Genomic DNA, 22,972 nt, shown 5'->3' with positions numbered 1-22,972 from the left:
GGAACATAATGAAATTTAGATTATTAGCAACAGCTGTTGCTGTCACGCTAGCGCTCGGTGGATGCGCAAGTAATTCACAGTCAACGATGGTTAAAGAAGCCGGCATTGAGCAGTCAGTAAGCCAAGATGATAATCGTGTATTTAGTCAAGATTACCTATTAGAAGAGCTTGAAAACGGCCTTCGCGTGATGGTAGTAAAAACAGATTACCCAGATGTCGTATCACTGCAAATTCCGGTATCGGTTGGTTCACGTAATGAGGTTGAAGCAGGTAAAACCGGTTTTGCACACTTCTTTGAGCATATGATGTTTAAAGGCTCTGAAAAATTCCCGCAAGATGTGTATTCAGATATTCTAAAAAACTCAGGTGTTGATAATCGCGCATACACAACCAACGATTACACTAACTACCACTTAAACTTCTCAAAAGAACATTTAGATAAAGTACTCGAAATCGAAGCGGATATTTTTCAAAATCTGACTTACAGCGAAGAACAGTTCCGCACTGAAGCGCTTACCGTAAAAGGGGAATATCTAAAAAATAATGCCAGCCCAATTCGTAAGTTACTTTCTGCTGTTCGTAACGAAGCATTCGAAAAACATACGTATAAACACACCACCATGGGCTTTTTTGAAGACATTGAAGCTATGCCTGATCAAATGGCGTATGGTAAAGAGTTCTTCGCTAAGTTTTATAAACCTGAATATGTATCTTTAGTTATTGTTGGTGATGTTGATCCACAAGAAACCATGGCAATGGTGAAAAAGCACTGGGGCAACTGGAAAAAAGGTGATTACCAAGCTGATATTCCTGTTGAGCCAAAACAACAAGCAGCAAAATATGTACATGAGAAAAATGATGGTTTACCAGGTCACTGGTTGCTTGTGTCTTACAAAGGCACCGCATGGGATCCAACTCAAAAAGACCGTGCAGCCCTTGATTTGATCTCACAGCTTTATTTCTCTAACAACTCAGCACTTTATCAAGAGCTGGTTGTTGATAAACAAATTGCCAGCCAAATGTTTACCTATAACCCAGATACTAAAGATCCTGGGTTATTACATGTTTTTGTAAAAGTCGAAAACGAAGCGGACCTTGCAAAAGCGCGTGATGCGATTAACCGTACTTATGCACAAGCGCGCACAGAGCTTGTTGATGCACAAAAGTTAGCTGATTTAAAATCTAACTTAAAATACAGCTTTATCAATGGTCTTGATTCATCACAGTCAATTGCCTCAACACTTGCAAGCTACATGCACTTTGAGCGCGACCCTGAGGTGATTAACCAACTTTACGCGACTGCTGATAGCATCACTCCTGAGGATATCAAAGCGGTAGCAAACAAATATTTTGTTGATTCAAGCCGTACTACTGTGACAATGTCGGCGCTTGATAAAGTGGCAGGTTTTGATCAAGAGGTTGACTTAAACGCGGCGGTTGCCAGTATTGAGCAAGCCCCAACAGAGCGTCATTTTAAAGTACTTGATAAAACCAATAGCTCGCCACTGGTTGATGTTAACTGGTTATTTAATACCGGCGCAGCAGCTGATCCACAAGGTAAAAAAGGCTTAGCGGCACTCACTGCTGCAATGCTAGCGCAAGGTGGCTCTGAAACAATGAGCTACAAAGATATTCAAAAAGCGTTATACCCACTGGCAGGAAGCTTTGGCTATCAAATCGATAAAGAGATGATTTCTTTACGTGGTCGTGTGCATAAAGACAATGCTGCCAAGTGGTATGCACTTGTTAGCGATCAATTGTTAAATCCTGGCTTTAGAGAAGATGATTTCAAGCGTCTGAAAAAAGAGCTTATCGATAGCATTAAAGCAGACCTTAAAGCGTCAAATGACGAAGAGTTAGGTAAAGAAGTGCTGTATCATCAGCTTTATAAAGGCCACCCGTATGAAAGCTATAACTATGGTGATTTATCAGATCTCGAAGCATTGACGCTTGACGATGTAAAAGCGTTTTATGCTAACCAGTTTACCCAATCTAAGTTAACTGTAGGTTTAATTGGTGCTATTCCGAGTGATGTTAAATCAACTATGATGAAAGATTTAACATCGCTTGCACAAGGTAAAGAAAGTCGTTTAACGATCCCAGATGCGCCAGCCCTTCAAGGGCATCATGCAACGATTGTTGAAAAATCAGCGCAGTCTACCGCTGTGTCATTTGGATTCCCAATCGATACAATTCGTAGCAGCGATGACTGGACCGCACTTTGGTTAGTGCGCTCTTACTTTGGTGAACACCGTAGCTCAAACAGCTTCTTGTATCAGCGTATTCGTCAAACCCGTGGTATGAACTATGGTGACTATGCCTACATTGAGTACTTCCCGCGTGGTATGTTCCAAACTAAACCTGATGCTAACTTAGGCCGTTCAGAGCAAATTTTCCAAGTGTGGTTACGTCCGCTTCGTTCTAATAACGATGCGCACTTTGCAACGCGTACGGCATTATTTGAGCTTGATAAGCTGATTAAAAATGGCATCAGCAAAGAAGATTTTGAAGCGACGCGTAACTTCTTAATTAACTTTGTGCCACAAATGGTTGCAAGCCAAGATCGCCAATTAGGTTATGCGCTTGATAGTGAGTTCTATAATACAGAGAGCTTTGTTGACTATGTGCGCGGCAAGCTTGAAAAGCTAACCCTTGATGATGTGAATCGTGTTATTCGCGATAACTTGCAAACAGAGAATATCCACTATGTGTTTATTACTGGTGACGGCAAGGACATGCAAAAACGTCTAGCCTCAGAGCAAACATCGCCTATGGTGTACAACGCTGAAAAACCAGCAGAGCTTGTTGCTGAAGATAAAGTGATTGCAGACTATAAACTTGCGATACCGGCGAAAAATATTAAAGTACTTGATGTCGAAAAAGTATTTCAATAATAACTAATCAATGCCCCTGCCTAGGGGCATTTTTTATGTTTAATAGCAAATAACGATGACGCTCTGGTTATTAGATATAACCAGAACAAATAAACAACGGGTTAGTACATCTTGCTACAAATCCGTTAAACTTAAGTAATAGCAGTTAGGTATAACCAGAAAGGCAAAATTATGCGTCATGAAATTTGGCAAAAGCTTCGCGAAGAAGCAAACGAAGTCGTTACTCGTGAACCTCTTTTAGCAAGTCACGTCTATTCGTGTGTGTTAAATCATGAGTGCTTAGGTTCGGCGCTAAGTTTTATTGTTGCTAATAAGTTGGCGGATGCAGTGGTTTCAGCATTCACAATTCGCGAATTGTTTGACCAGGCCTTTGTTAAGTGTGATTTGATGTTGACCCATGTCGCTCATGATATAAAAGCAGTAAAAGATCGTGACCCTGCCGCAGATAGTTACTTAACGGTGATACTTAACTTAAAGGGCTTTCATGCAATACAAGCACACCGACTTGCAAACTGCCTTTGGTTACAGAATCGAAAAGAACTTGCTCGCTTTATTCAAAGTAGAACTTCTGAGGTATTTGGTGTTGATATTCACCCTGCTTGTAAAGTGGGTCATGGTATTATGTTTGACCATGCAACTGGGATTGTAATTGGTGAAACAGCGGTTATTGAAGATAATGTATCGATTCTTCAATCGGTTACTTTAGGTGGTACGGGTAACGAACAAGGTGATCGCCATCCTAAAATTCGCGCGGGTGTGTTGATTGGTGCCGGTGCGAAAGTGTTGGGTAACATCGAAGTAGGAGAGGGCGCACGCATAGGTGCAAACTCTGTGGTATTAAGCCCTGTTCCAGCACATACAACCGTTGTTGGGGTACCTGCTAAAGTGGTGGGTAAACCGAGCTGTCCTTGTCCAGCGGAAAGTATGAATCAAAACTTTCTGGATGACAGCACCACAAGCGCAAGCAATGCATCTCATACCAGTGCAATGCTGTAGTTCTTTACAATAAAGAGCAAAAGAACCTTGTCTAAATTAGCCTTTGGTTTGTCGATTGTAGCGTCATTTATTTGTGGCGCTATCATCATGTTTATGCTTCAAACTAATAACACCGTTGTGCCGATTTCAGAGCGGGCGCAAATAAGTGTTATAGAGCCGGCTATTTCAGAGCAGGCAGCGCCAGTTGCACCTATTAGTGTGAGCGGAGTTTCTAATGTTGGGCATCAAACTTCACCTGAAGAATTAACTCAAGAAGCGCTTAAGCAGCAAATTGCCGAGCTTGAATTACAAGTCGAGAGCCAGCAGGCTGTGATTGCACGTTATCGCACTAACGCACTTACATCCGATGAAATAGACTCCCACCTTGATCAGCTTTATACGCTTTTAGCACAGCAAGAACGCAATGAAACATGGGCCTATCAAGTTGAAACAGCTATGAGTGACTTTTTAATTATGGCTGACTTACCTATACAGCCAAATGTCAGCGTTTCTAAGTGTAAAAGTTCAGTTTGTCAGTTTAAGTTACAACGCCCAGATGACGTTACAGTACTTCCTGAGCATTATTGGCGAAACATAACAGATGATTTAATGCTGCAAAGCTGGTGGAAACAGTTCAAATACACTTCCACCACTTCGAGTGACGATGAGCTAGTCATCGTTGTAAGTACAGATTAATCAAACCACTTTTGATTGCAACTGGCCATCTGCCAATTCGGTGGTGAGCAATTCTCCGCTATTAACCTGTGACACTGATTTCACCACCTGACCTTGTTTGTTTTTAGTAATGCTATAACCACGCGCTAATACACTTAGTGGACTGACTGAATCTAAGCGGCTCGCCTGCAGTGATAGATGATTACGGGATGTTGTAAATTGGTGCTGTATAGCTTGTGTTAAACGACCTTGCAGCTGGGTAAGCAAGTGCTCATAGCGAGTAAGTTGCTTTTCTGGTGAGCTTTGCATTAAACGAGGAGTAAGGTTGCCAAGTACTCGCTCATGGCGCTGAATTGTACTTTGCATAGCACGATGTAAAGCAAGGCCCAATTCATCCAGCTTTTGTGCCTGCTGATTGAGTTGATTTCGTGGGTGACACAGTTGTAAGCGATGCTCAAATTGCGTCGCTGTAGTACGTTTAACTGCCAACGCGTGTTTAAAGGCATGATTTAAATGCCTAACAAGCTGATTTACTCTGCTATGTAACTCTTCACTATTTGGACTGACCAACTCGGCTGCTGCAGAAGGTGTGGCTGCGCGTATATCTGCAACGTAGTCACTGATAGTGGTGTCTACTTCATGACCCACAGCACTGACAATAGGCAGGTTGCTGGCATAAATGGCGCGTGCGAGTAATTCATGGTTAAAACACCATAAATCTTCTAATGAACCACCACCACGACCCAATATCAGTACATCCACTTCGTTACGTTGATTGGCGATGTTTATTTTTTCTATTAATTGGCTGTGAGCATCAGCGCCTTGCACCATGGCCGGATAAATCACCACTTCAAGTTGGGGAGCACGGCGTTTCAAGACGGTTAAAATATCGCGAATGGCCGCACCTGTGGCCGAGGTAATCACGCCAACGCGATTGATATGTGTTGGCAATGGTTTTTTATAAGCTGAGCTAAACAGGCCTTCGGCGGCAAGGCGCATTTTAAGCGCATCGAACTCTTGTTTTAATAAGCCTTCACCAGCTGGTGCCATATGTTCAACAATGAGTTGATAATCACCACGCGGTTCATACAAAGATACACGGGCACGCACAGTGACTTGTGCGCCATTCGTTGGGCGAAATGTTTGGCCACGATTATTACCGCGCCACATAGCTGCTTTTACTTGTGCGCGATCGTCTTTTAATGTGAAATACCAATGCCCTGAAGCAGGCGCAATAAAGTTTGAAATTTCACCACTTAACACTAAAGAAGAAAAGCCGCGTTCTAGCACACTTCGGATCTCTTTATTAAGGCGTGATACGGTATAAATGTCTTGTGAATTACCCATTGCAGCTAAATTTAATCTCTTTGCCATAAACTAAGGCTACTTTATCATAAATAATTGCACAATTTTATTTACTCGGGTTTAGAACGCTGATAAAATTTGGCCGCAATTCCTTATACTCAGATCCACATGTGAGAAGTTGCCAATATGCTTAGAATTGCTAAAGAAGCTCTTACCTTTGACGACGTACTACTAGTACCAGGTCATTCTACTGTTTTGCCACACACGGCAAATATTTCAACTCGCTTAACGCGTGGTATCAATCTTAACTTGCCGCTAGTTTCAGCATCTATGGATACTGTAACAGAAGCTCGTTTAGCGATTGCGCTAGCGCAAGAGGGCGGTTTAGGTTTCATCCACAAAAACATGACAATTGAAGAGCAAGCTAAAAACGTACGTAAAGTTAAAACGTACGAAGCAGGCATTGTTTCTTTCCCTGTTACTGTGACTGCGGATCTAACAATTGCTGATGCCATAGCATTAGCAGAAGATAAAGGTTTTTCAGGTTTCCCTGTGACGGATGGTGATAATAACCTAGTGGGTATTGTTACAAGCCGTGATATGCGCTTTGAAACCAAACTTGAGCAACCTGTTTCTACCGTTATGACGAAAAAAGAATCGTTAGTGACTGTTAAAGAAGGTGCAGACCGTGATGAAATCTTAGGTCTAATGCACGAGCACCGTATCGAAAAAATTCTCGTAGTTGATGATGCTTTTAAACTTAAAGGCATGATCACTGTAAAAGATTATCAAAAAGCACAAGACAAACCAAACGCATGTAAAGACGAGCAAGGTCGTCTACGTGTAGGTGCCGCTGTTGGTGTTGGCGCAGGTACTGACGAGCGTATCGCAGCCCTTGTTGAAGCAGGTGTTGATGTATTACTTATCGATACATCACATGGCCACTCACAAGGTGTTATCGACCGTGTTGCTCAAACACGTCAAGCATACCCAGATCTACAAATCGTAGCAGGTAATGTTGCAACAGCTGAAGGTGCGATTGCCCTTGCTGATGCGGGTGTTGACGCTGTTAAAGTGGGTATTGGTCCTGGTTCTATCTGTACTACTCGTATCGTAACAGGTTGTGGTGTTCCACAAATCACTGCTATTTCTGATGCAGTTGAAGGCTTAAAAGGCCGTGATATCCCTGTTATTGCTGACGGTGGTATTCGTTTCTCAGGTGACATCGTAAAAGCACTTGTTGCAGGTGCATCATGTGTGATGGTGGGTTCAATGTTAGCAGGTACTGAAGAAGCACCGGGTGAAGTTGAGCTATATCAAGGTCGTTACTACAAGTCTTACCGTGGTATGGGTAGCCTTGGCGCTATGGACCAAAAAGAAGGTTCATCAGACCGCTACTTCCAAAAATCGAACGAAGCAGACAAGCTTGTTCCTGAAGGTATCGAAGGCCGTGTTGCTTATAAAGGCCCTATTGCGACAATCATCCATCAACAAGTGGGCGGTCTTCGCAGTGCAATGGGCTTAACTGGCTGTGCAACAATTGAAGAGTTAAATACTAAACCTCAATTTGTTCGTGTTACTTCAGCTGGTATGGGTGAATCACACGTTCACGATGTGCAAATCACTAAAGAAGCGCCAAACTACCGCTTAGGTTAATTACCTTAAGGTATTGAAATTACAATGGGCTAGCATTTGCTAGCCCTAATTTATTTATCATCTCCCTTTGGGAGAGCAGTTCCTGACTAACGAGATACTCCATGAGCAAAGACATTCACGATTCACGAATTCTCATTTTAGATTTTGGTTCGCAATACACACAGTTAATCGCACGTCGTATACGTGAGATTGGTGTTTACTGTGAGCTATGGGCATGGGATGTAACTGAAGAGCAAATCCGCGAATTTAATCCACAAGGTATTATTTTGTCGGGTGGTCCTGAGTCTACAACACTTGAAAACAGCCCACGTGCTCCTGAGTATGTATTTAACGCAGGCGTGCCAGTACTTGGTATTTGTTACGGCATGCAAACAATGGCAACGCAACTAGGTGGTAGCGTACACAGCTCTGATAAGAAAGAGTTTGGTTATGCGCAGGTTGAAAAAGTAGGTGATTGTGCGTTATTCGACGCTATCGAAGACCACATTACTGATGGCGGTGCAGGCGTACTAGACGTTTGGATGAGCCACGGCGATAAAGTAATGGAAGTACCAGAGACTTTCAAAACAACGGCTAAAACGTCTACATGCCCACATGCTGCAATGTCTTGGGAAGAAAAGCGCTTCTACGGCGTGCAGTTCCACCCAGAAGTAACTCACACGCATCAAGGTCAACGTTTACTTGAGCGTTTTGCGATTGATATCTGTGGCTGTGAAAAGCTATGGACTCCGGCTAAAATCATCGACGATGCGATTGAGCGTATCAAACAAACTGTAGGTGATGACGAAGTTATCTTAGGTTTATCAGGTGGTGTTGATTCATCTGTTGTTGCAATGCTTATTCACCGTGCAATTGGCGACAAGCTAACATGTGTATTCGTTGATAACGGGCTACTTCGTCTAAACGAAGGTCAGCAAGTTATGGACATGTTTGGCAACAAGTTTGGCCTAAACATTGTTAAGGTTGATGCTGAAGATCAATTCTTAGCAGACTTAGCAGGTAAGTCAGACCCAGAAGATAAGCGCAAAGCGATTGGTCATACCTTCATTAAAGTATTTGACGAGCAAGCTAAAAAGCTGAAAAGCGCTAAATGGTTAGGTCAAGGTACTATCTACCCAGATGTTATCGAATCTGCTGCATCAGCAACAGGTAAAGCACACGTAATCAAGTCTCACCACAACGTAGGTGGTTTACCAGACGACATGGAAATGGGTCTAGTAGAGCCGTTACGTGAGCTATTCAAAGATGAAGTGCGTAAAATTGGTCTTGAGCTTGGTCTACCTTACGACATGCTTTACCGTCACCCATTCCCAGGTCCTGGTTTAGGTGTTCGTGTACTTGGTGAAATCAAGAAAGAGTACTGTGACTTACTACGTCGCGCAGATGCTATCTTCATTGAAGAGCTACACAAAGCAGAGCTTTACCACAAAGTAAGTCAAGCCTTCACTGTATTCTTACCAGTTAAATCGGTAGGTGTAATGGGTGATGCACGTAAATACGACTGGGTTGTATCGCTACGCTGTGTAGAGACAATCGACTTTATGACGGCACGTTGGTCACACTTACCTTACGAGTTCCTAGGTGTGGTTTCTAACCGTATCATCAACGAAATCGATGGTATTTCACGTGTTGTTTACGATATTTCAGGTAAGCCACCGGCAACAATCGAGTGGGAGTAGACTTGGTTGTAAAAACCTAATCTAGTTTCTGTTAGATAAAAAAGGCCAGTCAGTATTTCTGACTGGCCTTTTTAATGAATTTTTACTTTCCTAAAAAACCTTGCGGAGATATTAGTTTTCGTTGTAGTGCTGGCTTCTATTTTTAGGGCTGTGGCTGCGTAACACTGGGCACTGCCTGAAGATGAAAGTCATTGCTGACAAAATGGAGGTATTCCAAAATAGGTTGAAGATGGTAGGGCGAGTTTATGATGGATCGGTCGATCAAATCGACAAAATAAGACGCTGGCCCTTTGGTCGCCGTACGTAGTCAGTGATGGTGTACCGATCTAACTAGCCGCTCTACAGTTCATCAACCAAGAAAACGCCCTGCAAATTTTACTCGTCTTGAAGAAGGTAATCACCTATATTTTCTCGACCTTCTGCTAACTCACCGAGCGATTTTTAAGAAGCGTTGTATAACAACTTAGAATGGGGTAAGTGATATGGTTAACATGGAAATGATGAAAATTGTTATTTTGAGCGTAAAATATGATTCAAAGCGCGATGGATATTCATAAAATAGGTAAGCTTAAAGCTGTTAGATACGGAAGTACCTTTGAATAGTGTATTGACTAACAATAATTTGAGTGTCACATAAATACAGATTAAATCAGAAGCTGAACTGGAGTTGATATCTCTTGGGAAATTTGACCGTTAGATAGAGTGCAAAAGTGGTAGCTAACAGAAAAGTTTTAAAGTGATAAAGTAATAAAGTAATATAATACTGTCTTTTGTGCTGTAGCATTCTTGATTATTTATAATGTGCTCTACTGATTGGAAATACTTTAATATCAATGAGCTATAAAAAAATCGAATCAAAAGCAAAATGGTAACTAAGCAGAGTAAGTTCAGTTTCACGACCGTTAATTGCTGAAGAAAAAGTGGGCTCAGACGTTAAGCCAAAGCTGAACTAAAACGTCGACGAGTAGTAAGAACTTAGTTGTATAGGCAGCAATTAAAAACAAGGAATTATCAGATAGGGTTTGAACGACTATATATCAGATAGATTAAAATACGCTTATGCGTCATTGGCTTTTTAGGCTGATGTCTATTAATAGCTCCTAGTCTTTGCGAGCTTCGAGCCCTTTCACCTATTAAGCTGTTCTGCTAAGGGTAAAAACTCTAATACATAAAGCGAGTAAGGTAGCGGGTATTTTATGGTGCTGAGTTAAGACAAGATTAAAAATAAATCGAAATGGTTTTAAGCATCACTTTTCTTCAAGGTTACACATATTTAGAACTATTTTCGAAAATAATTACTTTAAATTTAATTATATCTAGTCAGTTTTATTTAACACTTTATAAAGGCTAAAATAATTTTTAATTAGCCTGTAAAGTTCTCTTAGTACTTTACTTATACTCGTTTGGCTAACTAATCATTCCTAAATGTAAAACACAGAGTTTTTAGAATAGTAGGTAACTCGACTCGCTCGTCCTGATCGTCAACGCAACTGACTTAACCAAATCGAGCCTAGGCTATGATTATAACATTACCGATCAGCTCCGAGAGACTTCGAATATAAAAATACATATAAAACCATAGATAAAGATGATCATAGTCGTTTACATACGATTCTTTTTTGACATCTGGATGTACCGTCACTGATATATCAGGTGTGGTAGCGGTGGAACGTTCTTCAATTAATCGGTGTGCCTGTTGGTACACTGAATGTGTGGCTTATAAGTTTGTTGGGCTCAGTCGCTGGCGATTAAATATCCCCAGTGTGGGTAGCTTATGTTACAGGATTTGCTCAAAGGAAAATGCTGGATTCAGAGCTAAAAGCAAGCCTATCGCCTCGACACTGAAGAGGGCGGGTGTGAAGAAACGCAAAGAGCTAAGACAATAGTGTTAAATCAACGTTGGTCTATGGAATTTGTGTCATACCAGCTTAGTAATGGTAGGCACTTTTGGAGGGGATGTGGTGGATAATTACTCGCTGGAATAGTCGGTCAGTTGGTTTCTGTAACCACCAGTGGCAGGCACATCACAAGACTCCAAGGCTAGTTTATCTAAGAGTGTGGCAACCCTAATAAGCTGAACTGCGAGAACAGGACTGAATTTAACAGTAAGATCGTGTTCTTTTGATTCATGAAAAAGGGACAAATTGCAGAGTTTTAATTTTGAGTCTAGTATCAATTTAGGTTATCGAAGTTTTAAGTGTGGTTATGCTTTTTAGGCTTAAATAATCTTAAAACTTTCTATCTTTTTTATGATACGGATACTGTTACTTATGAAATTGCCTAGTCAAGGTTTTGGTTTACTTTTAATGCTATTCTTTCTAGTGGCCTGTGACCGAACCTCAGTGTCATCAGGTACAAGTAAAGAATTTACAATTGAGTTGGTCCGAGCGCCTTTATCCGTAGAAGTGGGTCAATCTGCAGTGATTGAGGTTCAGTTACAACAAAATGGACAAAATATTGATGGCGCGAGTTACCTTTGGATGGAAGAGAGTGTATTACCACTTGGCTTAGTTAGTAATAGTAACCAAGGGTTCTTTGTAGCACCGTCAAATATTGAGCAAGCTAGTATTCGTGTAACAGCTAGGTTCTCAGGTATGTCGCTAAGCAAGGATATCACCATAGACATTACCTCACCGGTTGACGTTATTGGAGATGTTGAGTCATTAGAGGTTACAGGCCCAACGGAAGTTTCTTCTGAACACAAGGTCATTTTAAATGCGGCTTATACGGTTAATGGGTTGGTTGATAGTGACAAAGAGATAAGTTGGGAACTATTAAGTGAACAAACAGTATCTTGGCAACAAATAGATAATCGAGTTGAGGTTACAGCACCTAATGTTTTTCAGGACACAGAGTTATTTTTCTCAGCACAAACTGAAGACACCAGCGGCTTGTTGTTTGATACGATTGTGGTTCTCACGGTTAAGCCAAGGGGCATCAGCTTTGTTAACCAGGTTAATACTGGAACGGGCAAAGTTGATGCAAACTCTCAATCGTCACATACAGTTAAGCAAAGCACTTCAGGGCAAACAGTCCACTTAACAGCAAAAGCCGAAAAGTCTGGTGGCGGTGGAAGCTTCACCTATGAATGGCAGCAAGTGAGCGGTACCACAGTAGACTTAATAGACAGTGCCAGCCAAACCACATCTTTCGTTGCGCCCAAGCAGCCGGGAAAACTTGAATTTAAAGTAACAGCCACTGAAATTAGTAGCGGAAAAAGCACATCACAGACACAGCAAGTAGAAATAAAGCCTGGACCTTTACAGCCTCAGCAAGGTGCTAAGCATCAAGTATACAATGGTCATGGTTCTGTTAGTTTGACTGCCGAGGTTAATGGTGGCAAAGGGCCTTTTACCTATAAATGGACGCAAACAAAAGGTCCAGACGCTATGATAAGTAGTGTTAATGGAAAAACTACCGAGGTTACGCCGCCAGAGGTTACAACCGACACCGATTTTCAATGGGTAGTACAAGTAACTGATGCCGATGGCCATCAAGTGAGTATTACACACGATATTCAAGTGAAGGCAACTGCGCCTTTGTCGGTACAGATTATTAAACCAAAGGGCTGCACCACCAACTGTTTAGTTGAAGAAGGGGATTTTGTATATCCTGCAGCAACTATCACCGGTACGCTTGATCGTGTATCAGTATTGTGGGAGAGTAGCGATGTTGCCTTTACAGATGCGACAACAGAGCACCCTGTGTTTGTTGTGCCTAATGTCAATTCAGAAACAGGTATTAGAGTCAATGTTACTGTGACAGATGGCACCAATACTGTTTCCGATTCGCTACTTTATACCGCTAAACCTGTATTTAAGCTGGCACCTCATCAAAACCAAATAGGTAGTCACTTGGCAACAGGCCCTGGAGTCAGTACAGCAGCTCCCGTTCAGGTAGAATCCGGCAAAACTTTTAAACCAAGCATCGATATCCATGTCCCCCCTTTAGATAACGGGGCATCTCTTTCTTACCTATGGACGGTGATTGAGCCAAATCCAAAACCTAATGACTTGATAATTGCTGGTGACAATACAGCTCAGCCCATCATTAATGCGCCATCAGTAAGCAGTAATACCAACATTAAGCTTCAGGCAACCATTACCTATACCTCACCTGAAGGTAAAGTGATTACTAAAACTACTGATACTCAGTTTCAGGCAGTACCTGTTAATGCGCCAAGCAGACCCACACTTGCGCTCAGTATGGCTGGGCATGAAAGCGTATACAGTGGTCATGTGGTGCACCCTAAAACGACAGTGATGAACGCCAGTGGTCCCTTAAACTATCAGTGGGCGCAATTAAGTGGCCCAACCATTACGATTGCAGATGATAAAACGGATTCGCCAAGTTTCACTGCTCCTAGTGTGAGCGGCCATCAAGATATTGTAATAGAAGTCGAAGTGAGCGATGGGTCAGCCGTAGCAAAAGCACAAATGACTGTGACAGTTGATCCAGTAGTCGCACCACCGAAGTTGCCGTTAATGGTAACCGCCTCTAATGATGCGACCGTAACTGCAAATGAGACAGTGAAGCCGAGAGTCAGTCTTGGCAACACCTTTGGTTCACTCAGTTATTTATGGGTAGAAACCACTAGTATAGGCATTAGCCTTACAGATCCAAACACCGCTACTCCAAGCTTTATCGCACCGAATGGCCCTGCTACTGTGACCCTTGAAGTGACAGTAAATGATACGGCTAACGGCTCTGCTACCGATAGTGTCACTTACCATGTGAACAATGCTTTGCAAGTAACAGCTGGTGCAGCAACACGCACATTGGCTGAAGGTAATACCCTCAATTTATTGGCATCGGCTAAAGATGCCGATGGTGCGGTAAGCTATGCATGGACTCTTGCTGATGCCGGCACAACATCACTGACGACAACAAACATTATCAACGGATCCTCAGCGAATGCAAGCTTAGACCTTCCCAATGTGGATGCTGATACTACGATCAAACTGCAAGTTACGGCAACGGATTCGGTCAATGCGGCTACCGCCACGGTTGCAGTGACCATTCAAGATCGCCACATGAGTGTCGACTTGGGCGCCGACTTTGATTTATCACCCACACAAACGGGGTACTTAAATGCGAATGTTGCAGGAGGGAAACCGCCCTACACCTATAGTTGGACAGATGATACGAATGCCGCACTAAGCAGTATCAGTGATGCGAACCCATCATTTATCGCGCCGTCTCTGACCCATGAAGTAGAGCTTAACTACAACCTGACGGTAATCGACAGTTTGGGTAATACGGCTAAAGATAGCGTTGTCGTGACCGTACCCGCTTTACCTTTACTGGTCAGCGCTGGTAATGATTTTTCTATTGCTGAAAGTTTAAGTGATGTACAGTTGCACGGCAGTGTGCAACATGCCAATGAACCAGTTTATACTTGGACGCAGATTTCAGGCTCAGATGTCACCCCTTTAAAAAATGCAAATACTTTGAATGCATCATTTACCTCTCCAGCTAAAGCTGCGGGCACCAGCGAAGACCTGGTATTTGAACTCTCGGTTACTAGTAATGGTCGAGTCAAAAAAGACCAAGTAACAGTTACAGTGCAAGGCCAGCCCGATATATCGGCACATGTTACTCCTGTTCTTTATGTCAATGAAGGACAAATCGTTAGTTTAGTCGGTACGGTGATCGATGCAGACTCAAGCAGCCCTGCAACGGTGCAAAGTTTAACGTGGAGCCAACTTCCTACGGCGGCCAGTACCATTACGCTCAGCAATAGCAGCGTCAAGGGCGATGTTCGCAGTTTAACCAGTACCTTTATCGCTCCAGCCTATGGAAACGAGAACCAATATATCTTCACTTTTGCCGCACAAGGAACAGGTAATAAAGTATCACAAACGGCGATGGTGGAAGTATTGGCTGCGCCTAGTATTAGTGCTGGTGCTGATCTGCGCGTGCGCGCAGGGCAAACAGTTATTCTAAATGCAACGGGCAGCAGTCTCGCCAGTTATCAATGGACGCAAACGGCAGGAATACCAATAGTTGCGCTAAGTGGTGCCAATCAATATAACGCCTCATTTACGGCACCTGATGTGACGAGCGATACAACGCTCACTTTTACTGTGGTCGGGATGCCAATAGTAGGTGGTGCTTCGCAGCAAGACATGATAAATGTCGTGGTTTATGAACCGACTATTGTTGTAATGCCAAAAAGTGCAACAGACATAACCTTAACTGAAGGTGATCCAAAGTTAGATGTTACTGTAGATTTTATAAGCAGCGTAGGTTCTGCACCGATAACGCCAACGACTATTTCGTGGACCGTTACGCCGAGTACCGCGCCAGCCGATACCTTCGCTCCTCTAAATGCAGCTACCATCAGCATCAACCCGCAAACAGGCACTGCTGGTACCTATAAACTCGACATAGTAGCTGGTGATACGCCAGGTCATTATCAGGCTGGCAACCAAAGTTATACAGTGCTGATCAAACCAGCAGCTCCGGCAACTTTACCGTTAGTCGACAGTCGCAAACTGACAGCCGCACTTAAAAGCATAAACGCGGATCTGACTTCGCTAAATGGTATCGATAAGTTAGTAAGTTTGCATGCACCGGTAATTACCGGTGGCACACCACCCTACACCTATAGCTGGACACCGCCAGCCAAAGGCGTGGTGCTAAGTGGTGAAACAACCGACAACCCAACGGCAACCATTAGCAAACCTGCGAGTGAATGCACCTATATCGGAGGGGATATTACGCTGACGGTCACTGATACTAAAGGTCAAACGGTCAGCGCCACCTTGCCTATCAAAAACAGCCGTGGAGGAGATGCGGTTAACCCAACACCGACATCACCAGTATCATGCGATGTGTGCCGTGGACCGAAATTTATCTGCGAGCGCTCGCACAAGACTGCTGTTTGTGGCTCTGATGCTGCTGGTAATCCTGAATCATTGGCTTCCGCTGAGTTTTACAAATATCAATATTGCATCAATGATGTCGAAAACCTCATTGATGGATCACGTTATGTGACACGTCGATGTGCCACCGCTGAAACAGTGAATAAAGAGTTGGAGAGTCGGGCAAAAAACCCTGCATGGTTAGGTAAACTCATTTCCGTTGGCACTGACCCCGCTGTTGGCTGTCAGCAGTATAACGTGCACGATTTACAAGATGCGCACTTTAGTTGCTCCTTCATTTGTAAAGGTAAAGTCGGTGGTGGCTTCGATTCAGGTGGCGCTCGCGGGTGTAATATTGAAACCGTACCGGCAGTCAACCACAATTCCATACAATTACTAGAGAGCGATTACCCAGTGCCAACAGTGCCGGCCACTATTCCAGGCACAGGCTCACCAGGTGCTTGCCCTAACGGCATTCAACCTGCTATGTAAATAGCCTATTACATAAAGTTCCCCACACATCAGAGAGTGTGGGGTTTTATCTCGAGCTTTGTAGCGGTCAACTAATTCCCGACAGTAAGTTAAGCCGATTCACGGCCTAAACAGAATTATCGTCTCCAATATATCGATGGGACGGTATCGATTGTAATAGTGGATATATGAACCCTTTGAGGCTTCTTGCTGGTAACCAATGTTTTGATGCGCTATCTAAAATGTACAGCGACAAGTTGGCGACACAAGGTGGATAGAACCACTTCTGCTCCGTGGAGGCTTAGTATTAAAGAGAAACAAGAACTTCGTCGTGATATGACAGAATTTTCTACTTGGGCCAAAGCCCGCTTTTTTGAAGCGGGTTTTTGTTATTTAGACGGTTATCATTTGGTATGAGTTAAGTCTAGTCCTTGCATATAGAGTTGACTGAGCTCTTCTGCGGATATACTTGGTGCATCTGTGGCCGAATTAGATGATTGTTGAAAGATATGCTGAGCTATTAGTCTACCCATGTTTTGGGCGCTGGAGGTTTTATGAATACGAGTTTCATAAAACTTCTTCAAAATAACATTGAGGCTAAATTCGGTCTTAAATAATTGAGCTAGATGCCAAGCATCTTCAAGCGCTTGGCTAGCACCTTGCCCCGATGTGGGTAAGGAAGCATGTGCAGCATCTCCGATAATAATGAGATTCTCCTTGTGCCAATAGGGAAGTGGGTCGATATCATGTACAAATATGCGTTTTAAACTGCGTGGATTATAACTATTAAGTACCTGTTGAACTTTTTTAGGCCAATCTTGAAAACGCTCATGCATTTCTTCAAACCACTGCTCCATTGGTTTCGTTTTATCAAGGTTACTAGGCCATGCAGCAGCCCAGTAACAATGTTGGTTTGCTACAGGTACTATACCAAAGCGTTCATTATTAACTCTAAAGTCATGAATTGTCTGCTCAAAAGGGGTCAGATCAATTTCACTGGTACCAATTATATTAATGAAGCCTTGGTATTTAGTTGGCATAGGCACTTTATACAGATACTCTCGAGCTTTCGATTGCATTCGTCCATCGCAGCCTACTACAAGATCAAACTTATCTTTTAATTGCGCAATGTCCTGAGTATTGACGGCTTGGTTGAAGTGAATAGTGGCACCCAGTTTCTCTAGTCGCTCGGCGAGTATCTTTATTAAGTCACGACGTAATATGCTAATAGTTGGAAAGCCGCACAGAGAGTTTAGTGTTTGAATATTAAACTCACCCAATTGAGTGGCTTGTTTGTCGTACTGTCGCATAGCAACTGGCTGACCCCCACACTGGGTGAAATCATCTATTAGACCTAGCTGCTCAAGCACAAAAGTCGCATTAGGCCATAACGTAACGCCAGCACCGATTGTAGAAAAGCTGGTGTTTCTTTCGAATAAGGTAACCTTGATACCTTGTTTTCTTGCAAATATCGCTAACGCAAGGCCTGCAACACCTGCACCTATAATGGCTATATTTTTAATTGAACTCATTTAAATCTTCCCAGTTTAAGAAAAAAATGATTATTACTGGTCCAATAAATAGGATAAATATGGTAGTTTTGGTTTGTAAATCCCATTTGATGAGATAGTTTTGCTAAACAATATTGAATTACAGTGGCTTCTTAGCTTCCAGAAGGTATTTGAACAATTAAGTTTTAAGCGGGCCGCAGAGCTGTGCCAAATTCCCAAATCAAATGTGAGCCGTCATGTTGCACTTTTAGAACACGCGTTGAATGTACGGCTATTGGAACGTACAACACGAAAAATGGTCGCGACAGAAGCGGGAGAACTTCTTTATCAAAACTTAACTCCGCTGCTTGTTGCGATGGGGGATGTTTTACAAGAAACCTATCAAAATAGTGATTTAGTTTCGGGGCATTTAAAAGTCATTACACCTGATTTACCGTTTTTGGCAGAGGCTATGGCTGAGTTTTGTTATAAACACCCTAACATTCAGTTAAGTTGTGATACTCAGCTTAATCCCGAAGAGGGGCTATTAGAAGGGTTTGATATAGTGATACGTTTTGGACGAGGCCCTGTGGAGGATTCTGGATGGGTTGCAAAAGAGCTAGTGCGTTGGCCAAGTTGTGTCGTAGCTTCTCCTTTTTTACTAGATAAACATCCTAAACCAAATTCAACGACTGAACTTGGTAAGCTTCCCTGTATTACAAGTTTATCAGTCTTACAAGGAATGCCATGGAAATTCAAACGAGCAGGCACAGTTAATGTTGCATCCCGTTATAAAGTAAATAGTGGGCATATGGCAAAGTCTGCTGCACTCAAAGGGTTAGGTTTTGCGATACTTCCTTTTGAAGCGTGCAGACAAGAGCTAGAAGAAGGGCTGTTAACAAAAATAGATTCCTTAGCTGATGAGCCTGAAGATTTGGTTTTGTATGCTTTTTATTCTGGGCGTAGATATCCGTTCAAAAAAGTAAAAGCATTTATTGAGTACCTTCAACTTGTTATTCAGCAACATTATCTTTCAAGCGAATGAAGTGCTTTAAATGATTATAACTGTGTTTGGCTCTTTTACTTTTTGCAGATAGCTTGGGTATGTTTAAAAAGAGCTTTGTTAGCTTGCTAATTCGCCGTTTTGTTTATTTTGAAAGCAATTGAACTGCAAATCGTGTTTTTTTACTTTACCTTTATAAAAAGCTCTATATAATTCACCGTCATTGCAGGGGCGTAGTTCCAATTGGTAGAACAGCGGTCTCCAAAACCGACGGTTGGGAGTTCGAATCTCTCCGCCCCTGCCATTTCTTCCTACTTTACTTTAATCGCAAATCTTCTTATATTACTTGCTCTTAATCATGATTGAGTCGTTATGAACCCAAGTTACGCTGCGATATTTTCTGTACAACCTTTAGAGTTAAATCAACACTTTCAAACTGTGTCTGACGCTCCGCTTGAACACATATCTACGCCTCAACAAACACCCATAACGCTTCCGTTACAGCTTCATCAAGATCTTGAAAAAGCGTTGTCTCCTTTAGTAATAACGCAGATTGTTAAGGCTACCAGTATAAGTTGGCAAGAGGGCTGTTTAAGCTTGCCAAGCGATAAGCTCACTAATGAGCAGAAAAAGCAACTTTGGTCTTTAATTGGTGAACAACTTGATAAACTTTAGAGCTGTTGATGCAAATGATATTGCACAGCTAATGGTCATTGAAAATGCCTGTCATAGTCATCCGTGGACAGAAAAAACCATGTTATCGTGTTTAGCGGGTCGTTATTTTAATCTTGCTGCTTTTCAAGGCGACGACATGCTGGGTTTCTATATCGGTGAGAAGGCAGGCCCTGATTACACCTTGATGGATATTTGTGTTGCACCTAAATACCAAGGGCAGGGAATAGCAAGGCAATTACTAGCGGCGTTTATTGAGTATGGCGAACAGCATGAAGCTGAGAACCTATTTTTGGAAGTACGCGAATCTAACAATCGTGCGATTGCTTTATATGAACGTGCGGGCTTCTCACATATGTCAGTGCGAAAAAATTACTACCCAACTGCAACAGGCAATGAAAACGCAATTTTAATGGGGTTAACGCTGCGTTTTTAAGCCCATTAGGCGGCGTTTTCAAGTGCACTGATAAGTGATTCATAGCTTGCATCAACCTGCTCAGTATCATTACTACGTAGCGCGCTTTCAAGTTGCCCTGCGGTTTTATGAATAGCTTCAAAGCCAAAACATCCCGCACTGCCTTTTAAGCTGTGTGCTAATGAGCGCAGTGCTTCCCATTCCTTAGCACGATAAAGCTGAATAACTTGACCCAAATAATCTGGTAACTTTGAGCGGTAATTTTCATTAATTTGTTGAAACTTATCACTTTTTAGTAAGTTTTCCCACTTATTCTGGCTGTCTTTTTCTATATTTAAATAACTAACTAAAACTTGTTCTAGGGCACTTTTGTCAATGGGTTTTGCTAAAGCTTCGTTGCAGCCAGCTTTGATATACCTGTCTACATCAGTCTTCATGACATTGGCTGTTAACGCAATGATAGGGCCATCATAGGCTGCGTGTCGAAGCATTTGGGTCGCTTCTAAGCCACCCATTACAGGCATTTGCATATCCATTATAATTAGTTGGTAGTCATTAACTAATGCCATTTCTACAGCTTCTGCGCCATTTTTGGCTATATCAGGCTCAAGCCCCCATGTCTGCAATAATAGCTTGATCAGTAACTGATTATCGGGATTATCTTCAGCAACCAAAATACTGGCATCAAAGTTATTTTCAGCAAATGATAAGAGTAAGTCTTTATCCGGTGAAAGCTGTTTATGGTCATAGATAAAGGCGTCATCCTGTAATTGTTTAGCATTTAGGTGGCAAGCTACTTGAATTGTGAAACAACTTCCATTGCCAGGCTCACTAATTAGGTGCACATCACCCCCTAATAATTGCGCTAAATTCTTTGAAATACATAACCCAAGTCCCGTGCCACCAAAGCGGCGAGTTGTCGTCGCATCAGCTTGTTCGAATGGCTTAAATACCCTTTCGACTTCACGCTCAGACATGCCAATACCGGTATCTTTAATTGCAAATTCTAAGAATTGTTTGCTGCTGTTGTAACAAATGCTAATAGAGATAGAGCCGTGCTCAGTAAACTTCACCGCGTTACTAGCAATATTGATCAAAATTTGTTTTAAACGAGTAGTGTCGCTGTTGATGATTTTGGGGATGGGTAAACTGTAATCGATATCAAATTGCAGTTGTTTTTCATTCGCCAAAGGGCGAATAATTGAGTCTATGTCATGTACAAGCTGCACAACGTGACAGGGGCTACACTCTACGGCCAGTTTTTCGGCTTCAATTTTAGACAAGTCGAGAATGTTATTAATCAGTTCAAGTAGGTGTTTTGAATTACGTAAAATGGTGCTTAAGTGCTGCTCATCATTGACTGCATTTTTATTATGTAAGAGTTGCTCTGTAAAACCCATAATTGCGGTGAGTGGTGTACGAATTTCATGACTCATATTAGCTAAAAAGCGGCTTTTTAATTGGTTTGCTTGTTCAGCTTGCGCAATGGCCACCTCAAGCTTGCTGTTCATAGCTTCAAGGGCTTTTGTACGGCTTTCTACCTTTTCTTCTAAGTGATGTTTATATTCTTCAAGCTCATCTTGATAATGACGAATTTGATTCACCATGTGGTTAAAGTCGTTGAAAAGCACGCCGACTTCATCGTTTGTATGGGCTGGCAGATACACGGATAAATCGCCATCCCCAACACGGTGGCTCGCTTCACCAAGTAACTCAACAGGGGTGAGGAGTAGGTTGCGAACAACAATATAAATAAGAATGGGTAAAGCGATCACTGAAATAATGACAATTAAAGCGGTGATCAGGCTAATCGCTTTGCCAGACTGGTAGAGAAGGTTTTTAGGTGTGGTTGATACAAAGTAATCACCATCGGTCATTTGTACTGCGTAAATAATACGCTCTTCTTTATCAATGCTAGAAAGTTCAATACTGGCAAGTTTGCCATAGTCAGCAAGACTCTTAATTTGCTCTAGTTCATATTCACTTAAATAACTACCCCGTAAATCATAGTCAGAGCTAAAAAGAATTTGCCCTTTAGTGGTTAAAAACAAATTTAAGGTGTTATTAAAAGGCGCTTCGAGGATGCTGGTGTTTAAAATCGAGGGCTCAACATGTACAACAATAAAGCCTAGTTGCTGCGGGCGCTTCAAATAATAGTCTATGTTGTAAATTGGATGCACAAAATACAGGCTGGTGGAGCCATCCTCTTTTGGGATCATAAACTGTTGTTGTCGTAAGTTTGACTGCTGTACTTGTTTAAAAAATGGATACTCTTTTGGAGCGGGTGTTAATTGACTCGAATAGAAAGCATCACTTGTCCCATCTGGCGCTAAGTAGTTAATACTTACGATATCAGGATAGGCTTCCGAATAGCTTGCAAATACATTCATTAACTCACCCAAATGTTCAATATATTGGGTTTTTGAGTCTGTATCGCGAGCTAAAAAATCAGCAAGCACAGGGGATGTTGATAAAAGTCGGGTGATCGAGTGGAAGGAGTCAATATAGTTAAATATTTTTTGTTGTTGTTGCTCAACAAAGCGGCTGACAATAAGTTCAGCTTGTTTTTTTGTGGAGTTAGTTACATTGGTCAGCGTAAACCCGCCTAAAAATAACAAAGGTAATATCACAAGTGGCGTGATATACCATAATAATCGAATGCTGAGTTTACTGGTTTTCATGACCTAACTTTATTTCCCTCCGTGTAATTTACCAATAGTATGCGTTACAACTTGATTACACAAGCTTAGAAAAAGATGAACAACTAAAACAACAAAAAGGTTGAATAATTACTTACAATCGCTGCTTTTTTGGCTAAGACAAACAGGGTATAATGGCCACAATTCTATTTTATTTTTACAGTGTGCGCTG

Annotated in this window: 13 protein-coding genes and 1 tRNA gene; 11 read left to right on the top strand and 3 right to left on the bottom strand. The window is 42.1% G+C overall.

Annotated features, from left to right (window positions below; all coding sequences use genetic code 11):
- Window positions 1-8: 8 nt before the first annotated feature.
- From L3V41_RS03190 to L3V41_RS03180, 3 genes are all read left to right on the top strand, one after another.
- On the top strand, window positions 9-2,894 hold the full coding sequence (locus L3V41_RS03190) for a M16 family metallopeptidase (protein ID WP_237127152.1): 2,886 nt from the start codon (window positions 9-11) through the stop codon (window positions 2,892-2,894).
- Window positions 2,895-3,065: 171 nt separating this feature from the next.
- Window positions 3,066-3,890: a serine O-acetyltransferase gene (cysE, locus tag L3V41_RS03185; protein ID WP_062569554.1), complete on the top strand. Its 825-nt coding sequence runs from the start codon at window positions 3,066-3,068 to the stop codon at window positions 3,888-3,890.
- Window positions 3,891-3,917: 27 nt separating this feature from the next.
- Window positions 3,918-4,565, top strand: coding sequence for a hypothetical protein (locus L3V41_RS03180; RefSeq protein ID WP_237127151.1), 648 nt, complete (start codon window positions 3,918-3,920; stop codon window positions 4,563-4,565).
- Here the strand turns inward: L3V41_RS03180 and xseA are convergent, their stop codons facing one another.
- Window positions 4,566-5,918, bottom strand: coding sequence for an exodeoxyribonuclease VII large subunit (xseA, locus tag L3V41_RS03175; RefSeq protein WP_237114374.1), 1,353 nt, complete (start codon window positions 5,916-5,918; stop codon window positions 4,566-4,568).
- 117 nt (window positions 5,919-6,035) lie between these two features.
- Between xseA and guaB the strand changes: the two genes are divergently transcribed.
- The 4 genes from guaB (at window position 6,036) to L3V41_RS03155 (ending at window position 16,938) form a co-directional block, all read left to right on the top strand.
- The gene (gene guaB / locus L3V41_RS03170) at window positions 6,036-7,505 is read left to right on the top strand and encodes an IMP dehydrogenase (RefSeq protein WP_062569556.1); all 1,470 of its coding nucleotides are present in this window, start codon (window positions 6,036-6,038) and stop codon (window positions 7,503-7,505) included.
- A gap of 101 nt (window positions 7,506-7,606) precedes the next feature.
- Window positions 7,607-9,184: a glutamine-hydrolyzing GMP synthase gene (gene guaA / locus L3V41_RS03165; RefSeq protein ID WP_062569557.1), complete on the top strand. Its 1,578-nt coding sequence runs from the start codon at window positions 7,607-7,609 to the stop codon at window positions 9,182-9,184.
- 2,270 nt (window positions 9,185-11,454) lie between these two features.
- A complete protein-coding gene (locus L3V41_RS03160) occupies window positions 11,455-16,542 on the top strand; it encodes a hypothetical protein (RefSeq protein WP_237127150.1) in 5,088 nt (1,695 codons plus the stop codon).
- Between the two features lie 249 nt (window positions 16,543-16,791).
- Window positions 16,792-16,938: a hypothetical protein gene (locus L3V41_RS03155; protein WP_157066207.1), complete on the top strand. Its 147-nt coding sequence runs from the start codon at window positions 16,792-16,794 to the stop codon at window positions 16,936-16,938.
- Here L3V41_RS03155 and L3V41_RS03150 read toward each other — a convergent pair.
- Complete coding sequence (locus L3V41_RS03150) at window positions 16,926-18,053, bottom strand: FAD-dependent oxidoreductase (protein ID WP_062569559.1); 1,128 nt, start codon at window positions 18,051-18,053, stop codon at window positions 16,926-16,928. The two genes, L3V41_RS03155 and L3V41_RS03150, sit on opposite strands and share 13 nt — an antisense overlap.
- Before the next feature lie 100 nt (window positions 18,054-18,153).
- Between L3V41_RS03150 and L3V41_RS03145 the strand changes: the two genes are divergently transcribed.
- The 4 genes from L3V41_RS03145 (at window position 18,154) to rimI (ending at window position 20,122) form a co-directional block, all read left to right on the top strand.
- Window positions 18,154-19,056 (top strand): LysR family transcriptional regulator, encoded by a 903-nt coding sequence (locus tag L3V41_RS03145; protein ID WP_062569560.1) that lies wholly within the window; start codon window positions 18,154-18,156, stop codon window positions 19,054-19,056.
- 185 nt (window positions 19,057-19,241) lie between these two features.
- Window positions 19,242-19,318, top strand: a tRNA-Trp gene (locus L3V41_RS03140).
- A gap of 68 nt (window positions 19,319-19,386) precedes the next feature.
- The gene (locus L3V41_RS03135) at window positions 19,387-19,689 is read left to right on the top strand and encodes a hypothetical protein (protein ID WP_193987716.1); all 303 of its coding nucleotides are present in this window, start codon (window positions 19,387-19,389) and stop codon (window positions 19,687-19,689) included.
- On the top strand, window positions 19,676-20,122 hold the full coding sequence (gene rimI / locus L3V41_RS03130) for a ribosomal protein S18-alanine N-acetyltransferase (RefSeq protein ID WP_062569562.1): 447 nt from the start codon (window positions 19,676-19,678) through the stop codon (window positions 20,120-20,122). The genes L3V41_RS03135 and rimI overlap by 14 nt, the downstream gene beginning before the upstream one ends.
- Before the next feature lie 5 nt (window positions 20,123-20,127).
- Here rimI and L3V41_RS03125 read toward each other — a convergent pair whose 3' ends face one another.
- Window positions 20,128-22,782, bottom strand: a complete 2,655-nt coding sequence (locus tag L3V41_RS03125; RefSeq protein ID WP_237114371.1) for a hybrid sensor histidine kinase/response regulator — start codon at window positions 22,780-22,782, stop codon at window positions 20,128-20,130.
- Window positions 22,783-22,972: the final 190 nt, after the last annotated feature.

Source organism: Pseudoalteromonas sp. L21, assembly GCF_021728035.1.
Taxonomy (GTDB): domain Bacteria; phylum Pseudomonadota; class Gammaproteobacteria; order Enterobacterales; family Alteromonadaceae; genus Pseudoalteromonas; species Pseudoalteromonas arabiensis.
The sequence above is the reverse complement of the archived record's forward strand: the minus strand, read 5'-3'. Positions and strand labels throughout refer to the sequence as shown.